The sequence below is a fragment of the Streptomyces candidus genome (assembly GCF_014207445.1).
In the GTDB taxonomy this organism is placed as follows: domain Bacteria; phylum Actinomycetota; class Actinomycetes; order Streptomycetales; family Streptomycetaceae; genus Streptomyces; species Streptomyces candidus.
Genome location: NZ_JACHEM010000013.1, coordinates 41,906 through 56,676 on the forward strand (window position 1 = coordinate 41,906; position 14,771 = coordinate 56,676).

At 72.1% G+C, this 14,771-nt stretch carries 10 protein-coding genes; 8 read left to right on the forward strand and 2 right to left on the reverse strand.

The genetic code is table 11. The features are described from left to right. Nucleotides 1–5: 5 nt before the first annotated feature. From HNQ79_RS23455 to HNQ79_RS23465, 3 genes are all read left to right on the forward strand, one after another. Complete coding sequence (locus tag HNQ79_RS23455) at nucleotides 6–413, forward strand: hypothetical protein (RefSeq protein ID WP_185034264.1); 408 nt, start codon at nucleotides 6–8, stop codon at nucleotides 411–413. Between the two features lie 140 nt (nucleotides 414–553). Then, the gene (locus HNQ79_RS23460) at nucleotides 554–748 is read left to right on the forward strand and encodes a hypothetical protein (RefSeq protein ID WP_185034266.1); all 195 of its coding nucleotides are present in this window, start codon (nucleotides 554–556) and stop codon (nucleotides 746–748) included. 60 nt (nucleotides 749–808) lie between these two features. Beyond that, on the forward strand, nucleotides 809–3,958 hold the full coding sequence (locus HNQ79_RS23465; protein WP_185034572.1) for a helix-turn-helix transcriptional regulator: 3,150 nt from the start codon (nucleotides 809–811) through the stop codon (nucleotides 3,956–3,958). A gap of 79 nt (nucleotides 3,959–4,037) precedes the next feature. On the opposite strand, the gene HNQ79_RS23470 is transcribed toward HNQ79_RS23465, so the two are convergent. Beyond that, the gene (locus HNQ79_RS23470) at nucleotides 4,038–5,195 is read right to left on the reverse strand and encodes a PQQ-dependent sugar dehydrogenase (RefSeq protein ID WP_185034573.1); all 1,158 of its coding nucleotides are present in this window, start codon (nucleotides 5,193–5,195) and stop codon (nucleotides 4,038–4,040) included. 268 nt (nucleotides 5,196–5,463) lie between these two features. Beyond that, nucleotides 5,464–6,486, reverse strand: a complete 1,023-nt coding sequence (locus tag HNQ79_RS23475; RefSeq protein ID WP_185034268.1) for an aldo/keto reductase — start codon at nucleotides 6,484–6,486, stop codon at nucleotides 5,464–5,466. 90 nt (nucleotides 6,487–6,576) lie between these two features. On the opposite strand from HNQ79_RS23475, the gene HNQ79_RS23480 reads away from it, so the two are divergent. The 5 genes from HNQ79_RS23480 (at nucleotide 6,577) to ilvC (ending at nucleotide 14,733) form a co-directional block, all read left to right on the forward strand. Then, entirely contained in the window at nucleotides 6,577–7,554 is a 978-nt protein-coding gene (locus HNQ79_RS23480; RefSeq protein WP_373312603.1) for a 2-hydroxyacid dehydrogenase, read from the forward strand. A 354-nt stretch (nucleotides 7,555–7,908) separates the two neighbouring features. Next, entirely contained in the window at nucleotides 7,909–10,983 is a 3,075-nt protein-coding gene (locus HNQ79_RS23485; RefSeq protein ID WP_185034270.1) for an EAL domain-containing protein, read from the forward strand. Between the two features lie 249 nt (nucleotides 10,984–11,232). Then, entirely contained in the window at nucleotides 11,233–13,083 is a 1,851-nt protein-coding gene (locus HNQ79_RS23490; protein WP_185034272.1) for an acetolactate synthase large subunit, read from the forward strand. Nucleotides 13,084–13,109: 26 nt separating this feature from the next. Further along, nucleotides 13,110–13,637, forward strand: coding sequence for an acetolactate synthase small subunit (ilvN, locus tag HNQ79_RS23495; protein ID WP_185034274.1), 528 nt, complete (start codon nucleotides 13,110–13,112; stop codon nucleotides 13,635–13,637). A gap of 94 nt (nucleotides 13,638–13,731) precedes the next feature. Continuing rightward, nucleotides 13,732–14,733, forward strand: coding sequence for a ketol-acid reductoisomerase (gene ilvC, locus HNQ79_RS23500; RefSeq protein ID WP_185034275.1), 1,002 nt, complete (start codon nucleotides 13,732–13,734; stop codon nucleotides 14,731–14,733). The last annotated feature ends 38 nt before the right edge of the window (nucleotides 14,734–14,771 follow it).

The window sequence follows — 14,771 nt, forward strand, 5'->3', positions numbered from 1 at the left end:
GGCGCATGAAGGCCACCACCCGTACTGAGACCGCGCCCGCGAACGACAACAAGAACGAGAACGAGACGCCGCCCGGCACCGGGGCCAGGGCTGCCACGGCGGCGGCGCACACCCCCGCGGACGCCGCGGCCACGGACGAGCCCGACGGCACGGACGGCGCGAAGGAGACGCCCACCGGGGAGGTACCGGCGGGGACCGGAGAGGAACCGGCGGGGGCCGGGCCCGGGGAGCAGGCCGCCCGGCCGGGATCCGCCGGGACCGCTGCGGGCGTTGCCGGGGTCGTCTCCGGCGGCCTCGGCCTGGTCGCCCTCGTCGGCGGCTGGCCCAGCAGGGTACTCGCCGAACGCCGGTGCCTCCGGCGGCACAGGGTAGGGCGGCCGGGCGGGGCCTTAGCGGCGGCGGCGCGGTTCTAAGGCCCCGCCCCGCCCCTAAGCCCCCACCTCACCCCTGCTCCTAAGCCCCGCACCCCCCGTGCACCCCCGGCACCTTCCCGATGTGCCGGCACCCCCTGGGAAGCGAGAGTCGAGGTATCGCAAGGCGCAACCGTCTTGTCGTGCAGGAGCGACGCAACGCCCAGGAGACCCGGATGTTCGAGTACGAGATCCACCAGAACCGCAGCGCCGAACTCATCGAGCAGGCCGCCCGCGCCCGGCTCGCCCGGCAGGCCCTGCGGAAGGAGAACAAGAACCACAAGAGCCGTACGCAGCAGGGGAGTTCGTTCCGAAGTCACTTCACCCGCGCGGCTTGACGGGCCGCACCCGTGCCCGCCATGCGGACAATGGGTGATCCCGCGTCGAAGCCCTGTGCGATGCTCGGCGTCGTGGAGACCAGGTCTGTCAGTCCCGTGTTCGTCGGCCGTACCGGCGAACTGAGCACACTCACCGATGCGCTCGCCCGCGCCACCGCGGGCGAGCCACAGGCGTTGCTGCTCGGCGGGGAGGCGGGAGTCGGCAAGACGCGGCTCGTGGAGGAGTTTCTCGACCAACTGCACGGCGACCAGCACCCCGAGCGCGACCACGGCCACACCGAAGAAGGCGCCACCGCCGCCGCCCCCACACCTGCTCCCGCCCCGGTCGTCGCCCTCGGCGCCTGCGTGGAGATCGGTGCCGAGGGCCTTCCCTTCGCCCCCTTCTCCGCCGCCCTGCGCGCCCTGCACCGGCTCCTGCCCGATGAGCTGGCCGCCGCCGCTGCCGGACAGGAGGACGAACTGGCCCGGCTGCTGCCCGAGTTGTACGAAGGTCCCACGTACGCCGCGCACACGCCACGCGCCGCCGCCCCCGCCGAGGACGCCACCGCCCGCCTCTTCGAGCTCGCCGTCCGGCTGCTGGAACGGCTGGCCGCCGAGCGGACCGTCGTCCTCGTCCTGGAGGACCTGCACTGGGCCGACGCCTCCACCCGCAACCTCCTCGCCTATCTCTTCCGCACCCTGCGCACCGGCCGTCTTCTCGTCCTGGGCACCTACCGCGCCGACGACATCCACCGCCGCCACCCGCTGCGCCCCCTCCTCGCCGAACTCGACCGGCTGCGCACCGTCCGGCGCATCGACCTGCCCCGGTTCACCCGCGACGAGGTCGACCGCCAGCTGGCCGGCATCCTCGCCTCCGTACCCCAGCCCGCGGTCGTGGACGAGGTGTTCGGGCGGTCCGACGGCAACGCCTTCTTCGTCGAGGAACTGGCCGTGTCGATGGGTGCCGGCTGCCGCACCGGCCTCACCGACTCCCTGCGCGACCTCCTCCTCGTGCGGGTCGAAGCGCTGCCCGAGGACGCCCAGAAAGTGGTGCGGATCGTCGCGGAGGGCGGCTCCACCGTCGAGTACCGGCTGCTGCTGGCCGTCGCGGGGCTCGACGAGGACGAGCTGATCGGGGCGCTGCGCGCCGCCGTCGGCGCCAACCTCCTCCAGGCCGCCCCGGACGGTGACAGCTACCGCTTCCGGCACTCCCTCGTACGGGAGGCCGTCAGCGACGACCTGCTGCCGGGGGAGCGGTCGCGGCTCAACCGGCGCTTCGCCCAGGCACTGGAGGCCAACCCCTCGCTCGTGCGGAGCGGGGAGCGGTCCACCCGGCTCGCGAGCTACTGGTACGCCGCCCACGACCCGGCCAAGGCGCTGCCCGCCGTGCTCGTCGCCGCCGTGGAGGCCCGCAAGCGGCACGCCCGGGTGGAGCAACTGCGGTTGCTGGAACGGGCGTTGGAGCTGTGGGACGACGTGCCGCAGGAGGTGCGGGCGAAGCTGCGCCCCATCGACTTCGCCGAGGTGTACCCGCCCTGCGGCTGCGACCCGGCCACCACCCCGCTGCGCTATCTCGACCTGATGGCCGAGGCCGCCGTGGCCGCCCGCCTCGGCGGCGAACGCGAACGCGCCCTCAAGCTCGCCAAGCGCGCCCTGCGCCTCCTGGACGAGGAGTCGGGACCCGAGCGCACGGAGGCGGACGCCCTGCGCGCCGCCTGGTTCTGGATCCAGCGCTCCAAGGTGGTGCTCGGACTGGCCAGGGGCGACGGGCGCGCCGAACTCGGCACCGCCCAGGAGCTGGTGCGTGGGCTGCCGCCGTCCGCCGTGCACGCCGACATCCTCGCCCAGGTCGCGGGCTGGCAGATGCTGTACGAGCCGGGCCCCGAAGCCATCACGATCGCCGAGCAGGCCGTCTCGTACGCACGGATGGTCGGCGCCGAGGACACCGAGCTGAACGCCCGGATCACCCTCGGCGGCCTGATGATCGACTCCGGTGACGTCGAAGCGGGTCTCGCCGACCTGCGGGCGGTGCGCGACCGCGCCCGGGAACTCAACCTGATCACCGTCGTCAACCGCTGCTACACCAACCTCCCCTCCCACCTGGAGTCCGTCGGCCGGTCCCGGGAGTCCGCCGAGATCTGCACCGAAGGAGTGGCGTACGCCCGCGCGCACGGCTTCGCCGACGCGGAGCACTGGGTACTCGGCAACCAGGCGGAGTCCTTCTTCGCGCTCGGCCGCTGGAGCGACATCGCGGCGAACCTCCGGCTTGCCGAGCGTGCCACCCCCAGTGCGAGACCGCGCGGCCTGATCGCCGTCCGGCAAGCCGAACTCGCCCTCGGCACAGGTGATTTCACGGTCGCCGCCGAGCAGCTGACCGTCGCGACGAACTGCTTCGGCCCGTACGACGTGATGCCCCAGCACATGCTGCCGCTGCACCGCATCGCCCTCGCGCTCGCCGCCCACGAGGGCCGCATCCTCGACGTCCGCGCCGAATTCGCCCGCGCGGCCGACGGCGGCTTCCGGCTCGGCACCCACCGCTTCGCCTGGCCCGTCCTCCTCGAAGCGGCGACCGCGGAGGCCGACGCGCGAACCGTGCCCGCCGCGGAACCCGGCCGTTCCGAGGCCCTGGCCCTGATCCGCTCGCACGCGAAGCGACTGGCCACCGGAGTGCCCCTGTGGCGCGCGCACGAGCTGTGGGTACGGGGCGAACTCCGACGCGCGGAAGGCACCGACACCCCCGACGACTGGTCGGAGGCGGTCACCGCCTTCGAGGCGCTGGAGCGTCCGTACGACCTGGCGCGCGTCCGGCTGCGCTGGGCGCACTCCCTCCTCGTGGCGGGCGGACGGGCCGCCGACCGCGACCGGGCCGCCGAGCTGCTCCGGCTCGCCGGGGCGGTCGCCGGCCACCTGGGCGCCAGGCCCCTCGCCGAGCAGGTCACGGCGCTGGCCCGGCGCACCCGGGCAGTGAAGGCCCCCGCCCTCACCCACGAGACCCCCGGCACGCGGACCCCGGCCTTCCGGCTCACCCCGCGCGAGCGCGACGTACTGCGGCTGGTCGCCGCGGGCCGCAGCAACCGGCAGATCGCCGAAGAGCTGTACATCTCGCCCAAGACCGCGAGCGTCCACGTCTCCAACATCCTGGCCAAGCTGGAGGTGACCGGGCGGGGCGAGGCGGCGGCGCTCGCCCACCGGCTCGACCTGTTCAAGGAGGAGGAGCCGGCGACTCCGTGAGCGGAATGTCCGGGCGAGGGCGCCGGCACGGAGGGGAGCCGCCGACTCGGTGCGCCATGCGGCCGGGCGGGAGTGCCGGCTACTTGACGGTGACCTTGAGGACCCGGTCGTCGCCCGGCTCCGGCGTCCCCCGCGAGTCCGTCTCGCTGGTGACGAGGAGGAGCTGATCGCCGCCGACGGCCAGCACCGTGCGCAGCCGCCCGTACTTCTCCGTGAGGAAGGCCTGCGGTGCGGCCACCGGCTTCGCCCCGGCCAGCGGCACCCGCCACAGCCGTTCGCCGCGCAGCCCGGCCACCCACACCGACCCCTCGGCGAACGCGATCCCGCTCGGTGAGGCCTCGGAGGTCCTCCACTGGGCGACCGGGTCGACGAACCCCTCCTTGCCGCCCTTGCCCTCCACCGTCGGCCACCCGTAGTTCCGGCCCGGCTCGATCAGGTTCAGCTCGTCCCAGGTGTCCTGGCCGAATTCCGCCGCCCACAGCCGGCGGTCGGCGTCCCAGGCGAGGCCCTGGACGTTGCGGTGGCCCAGGGAGTACACCACCGAATCCGCGGACGGATTGCCGTGCACGGGCTGCCCGTCGGGCGTCATCCGCAGGATCTTCCCGGCGAGCGACTTCGGGTCCTGCGAGAGACCGCGCTCGCCGGTCTCGCCGGTGCCCGCGTACAACATCTTGTCGGGGCCGAACGCGATCCGACCGCCGTTGTGCGTCACCCCCTTGGGGATGCCCTTGAACACCGTGTCCGGGGCGCCGAGCTGCTGGCCGGGAGGGCGCTTGTCGTCGTAGCGCATGCGGGCGATGCGGTTGTCCGACGCGGTGGTGAAGTACGCGTAGACCTGCTGGTCCTTCGCGTACGAGGGGGACAGCGCGAGCCCCATCAGGCCGCCCTCGCCGTCCGGGGACGCCCCGCCGACCCTGCCCACCGGGGTGAGCTTGCCGGTCTCGGCGTCGACCCGGGTGAGGGTGGTCTCGTCGCGGGACGAGACCAGGAGGTCGCCGTCGGGCAACGCGGCGACGCCCCAGGGGGACTTGAGGCCCTCGGCGAGCGTGCCGGTCACGGAGGCGGAGCCTTGGGCGGGGGCACCGGACGGGGAGGCGGGGGCGGGGGTGACGGGGCCGGACGCGGACCCGGACGCGGAACTCGTGCTCGGGCCGGGGGATGCGGCGGGGCCGCCGGGGCCCTGGCCGGAACACGCGGCCAGGCACAGGAGCGCTCCGGCCGTGACACCGGCCACCATCTGGGGATGTCGCACGATGAATTCCCTCCACTCAGCGGATCCCCCATGTTCCTACAACCCCACCCCACCACCACCCCACGCAACACACCCGCCGCAGCGCCCTTGGGCGGCGGGGCCGCCGCCGCCCCAGGGGGCGGAACGGGCGGGCAAAGGGGCGGCCCCCGCGGAGCGTCCGGCCCCGCGCCTGCGCCCACCCCGCCCCTGCGCCCGCCCCGCCCCTGCGCCCACTCCCGGTCCCGCTCGCCCCCGCCCCCAAAGTCCCGTCCCCTCAGTCCCACGACCCCCGCGCCCCCGGCAACCCCGCGATCTCCTCCAAGTCCCCCTCCGTCAGCACCAGCGCGGACGCCCCCGCGTTCTCCCGCACCCACTTCTCCCTCTTGGTCCCCGGCACCGGAATCACCCCCCGCCCCCGCGACAGCACCCACGCCAGCGCCACCTGCGCCGGGCTCACCTCCGGCCCGTGCCGCCGGGCCACCCGGCGAAGGCCCGCCACCACCGGCTGGTTCGCGGCCATCATCTCCGCGGTGAAGCGGGGGTGCCGGGCCCGCACGTCGTCCGGTTCGAAACCCCCGCCCGTCGTCAGCGTCCCGGTCAGGTAGCCGTTGCCCAGCGGCATCGCGGCCAGCAGACCGACGCCGCGCGCCTCGCACCACGGCAGGAGCCGCTCCAGCGCCTCGGGCGACCACACCGAGAGCTCCGCCTGCACCGCGCTCACCGGGAAGACCTGCTGCACGCGGTCCAGTTGGCGGATCGTTCCGTCGTGCAGCCCGCCGCGCACCGGCCTTCCGACGCCCGTGCCGGACCGCCGGGAGGCCCGTGCGCCCACCGCGCACAGCCCCAACGCCCGCACCTTGCCCGCCCGTACGAGATCCGCCATCGCGCCCCAGGTCTCCTCGATGGGGACCTCGGGGTCGGCCCGGTGCAGCTGGTAGAGGTCGATCACGTCGGTCTGGAGGCGGCGGAGCGAGGCGTCGCAGGCCCGCCGCACGTACGCCGGACGGCCGTTGGCGACGACGTGCTGATCCCCGACGAGCAGACCGACCTTCGTCGACACGAAGGCCTCCGCCCGCCGCTGGCGCAACACCCGCCCCAGCAGGAGTTCGTTGGTGAACGGGCCGTACATGTCGGCGGTGTCGAGCAGGTTCGTGCCCCGGTCGAGCGCCGCGTGCAGGGCTCGCACCGATTCCTCGCCGCGCTGCTGCGAGCCGGTGTAGGCCCAGCTCATCGGCATGCAGCCGAGCCCGATCGCGCCCACTTCGAGCGCCGTTGCCCCGATTGTCCTGCGCTCCACGTTGGCCCGTACCCCTCCGTCTGCACCCCCCGACCGCACCTCCCCAAACTAACCGTTGCTGGTCAGGGCGGTTCGCATAGCCTCCTGAGCATGACGAACAACATGACCGGCAAGCCTGCCGCCGACGTGTGGCTGCCCATGGAACCCGCCGGGATCAGCGGTCTCCCCGACGCGGCCGCCTGCGGCCTCACCTACCGGGTCTGGGACGGCCTCCAGGACTTCCCGGCCGACCCCGCCGACTGTGCCTTCTACGTCGTCCCGTACATGAAGGGACCCGAGATAGCGATGCGGCCGCTGCCGCTGATGAGCCGCCTGCGGGCCGTGCAGACGCTGTCCGCGGGCGTCGATCACGTCCAGGGCGGCCTGCGGGCCGGCCTCCACTCGGGCGTACGGCTGTGCAACGCCCGCGGGGTGCACGAGGCGAGCACCGCGGAGCTGACCCTCGCGCTCGTCCTGGCCTCGCTGCGCGGCATCCCCGGCTTCGTGGAGGGGCAGCGCAAGGAGGAGTGGCGGTCGGGGTTCTACCCGGCGCTGGCCGACAAGTCCGTACTGATCGTCGGGTACGGGTCCATCGGCGCGGCCATCGAGGACCGGCTCGCTCCCTTCGAGTGCGCGCGGGTGGCGCGGGTGGCGCGCTCCGCGCGCACCACCGCGCGCGGCGACGTGCACGCGTTCACCGAACTGCCGGCGCTGCTGCCGGACGCGGACGTGGTGATACTGTCGACCCCGCTCACCGACGCCACGACCGGCATGGCCGACGCCGCCTTCCTGGAGCGGATGAAGGACGGCGCGCTGCTCGTGAACGTCTCGCGCGGGCCCGTCGTCGACACCAAGGCCCTCCTCGTGGAACTGGAGGCGGGGCGGCTGCGGGCCGCGCTCGACGTCACGGACCCGGAGCCGCTGCCGCCGGGCCACCCGCTGTGGCACGCGCCGGGCGTCCTGATCAGTCCGCACGTCGGCGGCAGCACCTCCGCGTTCATGCCCCGCGCCAAGCGCCTGCTGGCCGCCCAGTTGACCAGGTACGCGGCCGGGGAGCCGCTCGACAACGTCGTCCAGACCGTCGGCTGACCCTCCGCGCGGCCCTGTGAGCCCCCGCGCCCGGATCGCTGCGCACTGCCGAGAACTCCCCTCTTCGAACACTCTCCGGAGCCGTCCGGGCGCAGCCGGTTTCCGTATTCCCGCTGGTAGTTACGGAGCGTAGAGGGACTATGTCCCTGAGTGACGAGACTGGTGTATCGTCCCGACCTAGGGGCCGCGCCGTGGACCACACCCACGGCGCTGGGGAGCACGACGGACAGGGCAAGGGGGGCGACGGACGATGCACGGCCAATGGAGAGACGATCCGACGCGGCGGAGCCACCGGCAGCGGTGCCGCCCGAAACCCCCGTCCGGGGAGGCCCGGTGAGCACCCCCGGAGCCTTGATGGCCCACCCTCCCGCCCCCGACGGAACGGGCGGCGGCGAGCGGACCGACCCGGACGGCGGGGTGGAGAGGGGCGGTGCCGGATTCAGCCTGCTGACCCAGCTCGGGCTCGCCGTGCTCTGCGGAGGATACGCCGCCGGCTCGGCGCTCGGCTGGGGCTCGCCGCAACTCGCGCTGATCATGGGCGACTTCGGCCTCGCCGCAGCCGCCCTGGTCGCCGCCGTCTCCTGTTTCCTGTACGCACGTTCCAGGGAGAGCCGCTTCCGCCCCGCCTGGCTGCTGTTCGCGCTCTCCTCCCTGATGGCGGCCGGCGGGAACGCGGTCTGGGGCTGGTACGAGGTGGTGCTCAGGCGCCCGGTGCCGGCCCCTTCGCTCGCCGACTTCTTCTTCCTCTGCTTCGGGCCGCCCGCCATCATCGGCCTGCTCGTGCTCGCCAAACGACCCGTCACCAGGGCCGGCTGGATCTGCCTGGCGCTCGACGCCTGGCTGATCGCCGGCTCCCTGCTGACGCTCTCCTGGAGCCTGGCGCTCGCGCACACCGCGGACCTCAAGGGCGCGAACACGGCGCACGCCGCGCTCTCACTGGCGTACCCGCTGCTGGACATCGCGCTCGTCAGCATGGTCCTGGCGCTGCACTTCCGGCGTTCCTCGGCCAACCGGACCGCCATCAACACGGCGATCGCGGCGCTCGCGATGACCGTGCTGTGCGACGCCCTGTTCACCTCGCCGCTGTTGCGCGAGAACTACCACTCCGGTCAGATCCTCGACGCGGGCTGGTTCGCCGGGTCGCTGCTCCTCGCGTACGCCCCGTGGGGAGTGCGCAGGACCGCCCCGCGGTGGTCCGAGCCGCCGTCGCACGGACCCGCCCACGGCCCGCAGAGCCACCCGCGTGCGCACGGCCCGCACACCTCCCGCGCCCCGCACGCGCGGGCCGTGCGCGGCAACCTCAGCCGTCCCATCGCCGGTTCGCTCGCCGCGCTCACCCCCTACCTCGCGGCCGCCGTCTGCGTCCTGGGCATCCTCTACAACGTCATGGACGGCCACCGGCTCGACCGGGTGGTCCTCTTCACGGCCTGCACGGTCGTACTGGCCCTGGTGGTCCGCCAGGGCATCATGCTCGTCGACAACATCTCCCTCACCCAGGAGCTGGCCCAGAAGGAGAGCCACTTCCGCTCCCTGGTGCAGGGCTCCAGCGACGTCATCATGATCGCCGCCCCGACGGGGATACTGCGCTACGTCAGTCCCGCCGCCAACGGTGTCTACGGCCGTGACGCGGAGGAACTCGTCGGTTCCGAGCTGGCGTCGATCATCCATCCCGAAGACCTCGGCTCCGTTGTCCACGAGGTGCGGCGCTTCCTCGCCGCCTCCCCCGTGGAAGAGCCCACCACCCGTATCGAATGCCGCTTCAAGTCCGGTTCGGGGGACTGGCTCAACGTCGAGTCCACCGTCAACCGGCACCAGGGCGGCCTCATCTTCAACAGCCGCGACGTCACCGAACGGGTACGCCTCCAGGCCCAGTTGCAGCACAACGCCGAGCACGACCCGCTCACCGACCTCCCCAACCGGGCCCTGTTCACCAAACGGGTCCGGCAGGCGCTGACCGGGCGCCGGGCCACCGACCCCGGCACCGCCGTCCTGTTCATCGACCTCGACGGCTTCAAGGCGGTGAACGACCGACTGGGTCATCAGGCCGGTGACGAGCTGCTGATCCAGGCGGCCCACCGGCTCCAGGACTCGGTACGGATCGGGGACACCGCCGCCCGGCTCGGCGGCGACGAGTTCGCCGCGCTCATCCTCGGCGACGGCACCCGCGACCAGACCGCCCGCGAGTACCAGGTGTGCGAGATCGCCGACCGCCTGCGCCTCACGCTTTCCCAGCCGTACAAGGTGGACGGCAACGATGTCCGGGTCGCCGCCTCCATCGGCGTCGCCTTCGCCGAGCCCGGCATCACCCCCACCGACCTCATGCGCAACGCGGACCTCGCCATGTACCGCGCCAAGGCGGGCGGCAAGGACCGCGTCGAGCTGTACGCCCCGCAGATGCAGGCCGAGGTGGTACGGCGCACGGAACTCGCCACGCGGCTGCGCTCCGCACTGCACGACGGCGAGTTCGCGCTCCTGCACCAGCCCGTCGTCAGCCTCGCCACCGGACGGGTCGCCGCCGTCGCCGCCCAGGCCCGCTGGCGCTCGGCGCAGGGCATCCTCTTCACCCCGGCCGAATTCCTCCGCGTCGCCGACGACAGCGACCGCACCGCCGAACTCGGCCGCTGGCTGCTGCAGGAAGCCGTGGAACAGGCCGCCGAACGCAACCGGGCCGGACACCCCGTTCCGGTCTCCGTCCGCCTCACCGCCCGTCGGCTCGTCGACCGGTCCATGCCGCTGGGCTCCGTCGAAGCCCTCCTCACCCGGCACGGGCTGCCCTCCGGCGCCCTGGTCATCGAGATCGCCGACAGCGACCCCCGGGTCTCCTTCGACGACCTGGAGCAGCGCCTGTCCGCGCTGCGCCGGCTCGGCGTACGGATCGCACTCGACGGCTTCGGCAGCGGGTGCGGGGCCATCAACGCGCTCCGCCGACTGCCCGTCGACGTACTGAAGCTCGACCGGAGCCTGGTGGAAGGGGTCGTGGAATCGGCCCGGCTGTACAAGATCACCAGTGGTCTGCTGCGCATCGCCGACGACCTCGGGATGCAGTCCGTCGCGGACGGCGTGGACCTCCCCGAACAGGTGACCGCCCTGCGGGCGATGGGGTGCACACACGGACAGGGCATGGCCTTCTCCGGCCCGCTGGACGAGTACCGGCTGCGTCGCGCCCTGGTGCGCGGCGCCTACCCGGTGCCCGGCGCCCCGGGAGGGCACGGTGCTCCCGGCACGCCCGGGGGTCACGGTGCTCCGGGCGCGCCCGGTGGGCTCGGCGGGCTCCGGGTGCCCGGCGGTGCGGGCATCGGCAAGGGGGCCCCGCTGCCGGTCCTGACCGGCGGCCCGCTTCCCGTACGGCATGCGGGAGCGTCGGCCGTGGACTCGTTCACCCATCCGCCATTGCGCTCAAATACTGAGACGTCCGTCCCACCCACTTGACACACCCCGTGCGCCGGAGGGAGGGTCAATGCCATGCGCACCCGAATTCTCGTACTTGGAAAGCGCGTCGGCTGAAGCACGGTTCACCACTGAACCTGCTTGTCCCGCCCCGACGCGCTCCCCTCGCTTGCCTCACGGCACGGGGGGTTTTTTGTTGCACCAGTGCCGCCCGAACCGCCGCCCGAAACCTCTCAAAAGACTCGTCTCCCACCCTCAGCTCACACCCTCAGCTTCGAGAAGAGAACGCCGATGACCGAGCAGGCCACCGGGGCCCACCATCCGCAGCCCCGACCCCGAAACAGCGGACCCCACACCAGCCCGATCGAGCACGTGACGGGCGCGCAGTCGCTCATCCGGGCGCTCGAAGAGGTCGGGGCCGACACGGTATTCGGCATCCCGGGCGGCACGATCCTGCCGGCGTACGACCCGATGATGGACTCCACCCGGGTCCGTCACGTCCTGGTCCGCCACGAGCAGGGCGCGGGTCACGCGGCCACCGGCTACGCCCAGGCCACCGGCAAGGTCGGCGTCTGCATGGCGACGAGCGGCCCCGGCGCGACGAACCTGGTCACCCCGATCGCGGACGCGATGATGGACTCGGTGCCGATGGTGGCGATCACCGGCCAGGTCGTCTCCAAGGCAATCGGCACCGACGCCTTCCAGGAGGCGGACATCTGCGGCATCACGATGCCCATCACCAAGCACAACTTCCTGGTCACCGCCGCGGCCGACATCCCGCGCGCCATCGCCGAGGCCTTCCACATCGCCTCCACCGGCCGCCCGGGCCCCGTCCTCGTCGACATCCCCAAGGACCTTCTCCAGGCGCAGACCACCTTCTCCTGGCCGCCCGTCGCCGATCTGCCCGGCTACCGGCCCGTCACCAAGCCGCACGCCAAGCAGATCCGCGAGGCCGCCAAGCTGATCACCGCCGCCAAGCGGCCCGTCCTGTACGTCGGCGGAGGCGTCCTCAAGGCGCAGGCCACCGCCGAACTGAAGGTCCTCGCAGAGCTCACCGGAGCGCCCGTCACCACCACACTGATGGCGCTCGGCGCATTCCCCGACAGCCACCCGCTGCACGTCGGAATGCCGGGCATGCACGGTGCGGTCACCGCCGTCACCGCGCTCCAGAAGGCCGACCTGATCGTCGCCCTCGGCGCCCGCTTCGACGACCGCGTCACCGGCAAGCTGGACAGCTTCGCGCCCTTCGCGAAGATCGTCCACGCCGACATCGACCCGGCCGAGATCGGCAAGAACCGCGCCGCCGACGTGCCGATCGTCGGCGACGCCCGCGAGGTCATCGCCGACCTGGTCCAGGCCGTCCAGGCCGAGCACACCGAGGGCAACACCGGCGACTACAGCGCCTGGTGGAAGGACCTGAGCCGCTGGCGGGACACCTACCCGCTGGGGTACGACCAGCCCGACGACGGTTCGCTGTCGCCGCAGCAGGTCATCCAGCGGATCGGTGAACTCGCCCCCGACGACACCATCTACGCGGCGGGCGTCGGCCAGCACCAGATGTGGGCCTCGCACTTCATCCAGTACGAGCAGCCCGCGACCTGGCTCAACTCCGGCGGCGCCGGAACGATGGGCTACGCGGTCCCGGCCGCGATGGGGGCCAAGGCCGGCATGCCGCACCGTACGGTCTGGGCGATCGACGGCGACGGCTGCTTCCAGATGACCAACCAGGAACTCACCACCTGCGCCCTGAACAACATCCCCATCAAGGTCGCCATCATCAACAACGGCGCCCTCGGCATGGTCCGGCAGTGGCAGACCCTGTTCTACAACCAGCGCTACTCCAACACCGTGCTGCACAGCGGTCAGGACTGCGAGGGCAACGCGGCCAAGGGCACCCGCGTCCCGGACTTCGTCAAGCTGTCCGAGGCGATGGGCTGCCACGCGATCCGCTGCGAGCGTCCCGAGGACCTCGACAAGTGCATCGAAGAGGCCAACTCCATCAACGACCGCCCGGTCGTCGTCGACTTCATCGTCCACGAGGACGCCATGGTCTGGCCGATGGTCGCCGCCGGCACCTCCAACGACGAGGTCATGGCCGCCCGGGGCGTCCGCCCCGACTTCGGCGACAACGAAGACGACTAGAGCCAGACAAGAGCAGAGAGAGAATCATGTCCAAGCACACGCTCTCCGTCCTGGTGGAGAACAAGCCCGGCGTCCTCGCCCGGATCACCGCCCTCTTCTCCCGGCGCGGATTCAACATCGACTCCCTCGCGGTGGGGACCACCGAGCACCCCGAGATCTCGCGCATCACCATCGTGGTCAACGTGATCGAGGCGCTGCCGCTGGAGCAGGTGACCAAGCAGCTCAACAAGCTCGTCAACGTCCTGAAGATCGTCGAGCTGGAACCCGCCGCCGCGATCCAGCGCGAACTCGTCCTGGTGAAGGTCCGCGCCGACAACGAGACCCGCTCCCAGGTCACCGAGATCGTCCAGCTGTTCCGCGCCAAGACCGTCGACGTGTCGCCCGACGCGGTGACCATCGAGGCCACGGGCGGCGCCGACAAGCTCGAAGCGATGCTGAAGATGCTGGAGCAGTACGGCATCAAGGAGCTCGTCCAGTCCGGCACGATCGCCATAGGGCGCGGTGCACGGTCCATCACGGACCGCTCGCTGCGCGCCCTCGACCGCTCCGCGTAAATCCCCGGCCTCTCGGATACCGAGACCCGAAGACCTTCCTTCCGAAGCCCGCCGTACGGTGGGTCGCACAACCCGCACACATAGGAGAAACCCAGTGGCCGAGCTGTTCTACGACGCCGACGCAGACCTTTCCGTCATCCAGGGCCGCAAGGTCGCGGTTCTCGGTTACGGCAGCCAGGGCCACGCCCACGCGCTGTCGCTCCGTGACTCGGGCGTCGACGTGCGCGTCGGTCTGCACGAGGGCTCCAAGTCCAGGGCGAAGGCCGAGGAGCAGGGCCTGCGCGTCGTCACCCCGGCGGAGGCGTCCGCCGAGGCCGACGTCATCATGATCCTCGTCCCGGACCCGATCCAGGCCCAGGTCTACGAGGAGTCCGTCAAGGACAACCTCAAGGACGGCGACGCCCTCTTCTTCGGCCACGGTCTGAACATCCGCTTCGGCTTCATCAAGCCGCCGGCCGGCGTCGACGTCGCCATGGTCGCCCCGAAGGGTCCCGGCCACCTGGTCCGCCGTCAGTACGAGGAGGGCCGCGGTGTTCCCTGCATCGCCGCCGTCGAGCAGGACGCCACCGGCAAGGGCTTCGAGCTGGCCCTCTCGTACGCGAAGGCGATCGGCGGCACCCGCGCCGGCGTCATCAAGACGACCTTCACCGAGGAGACCGAGACCGACCTGTTCGGCGAGCAGGCCGTCCTCTGCGGTGGCACCGCCGCCCTGGTCAAGGCCGGTTTCGAGACCCTGACCGAGGCCGGCTACCAGCCGGAGATCGCCTACTTCGAGTGCCTCCACGAGCTGAAGCTCATCGTCGACCTGATGTACGAGGGCGGCCTGGAGAAGATGCGCTGGTCGGTCTCCGAGACCGCCGAGTGGGGCGACTACATCACCGGTCCGCGCATCATCACCGCCGACACCAAGGCCGAGATGAAGAAGGTCCTGACCGAGATCCAGGACGGCACCTTCGCCAAGCAGTGGATGGACGAGTACCACGGCGGCCTGAAGAAGTACTCCGAGTACAAGAAGGCCGACGAGGACCACCTGCTGGAGACCACGGGCAAGGAGCTCCGCAAGCTCATGAGCTGGGTCAACGACGAAGAGGCGTAAGCCCTGAGGGGTGGGGGCCGCGGCGCGGGAGCGCGCGC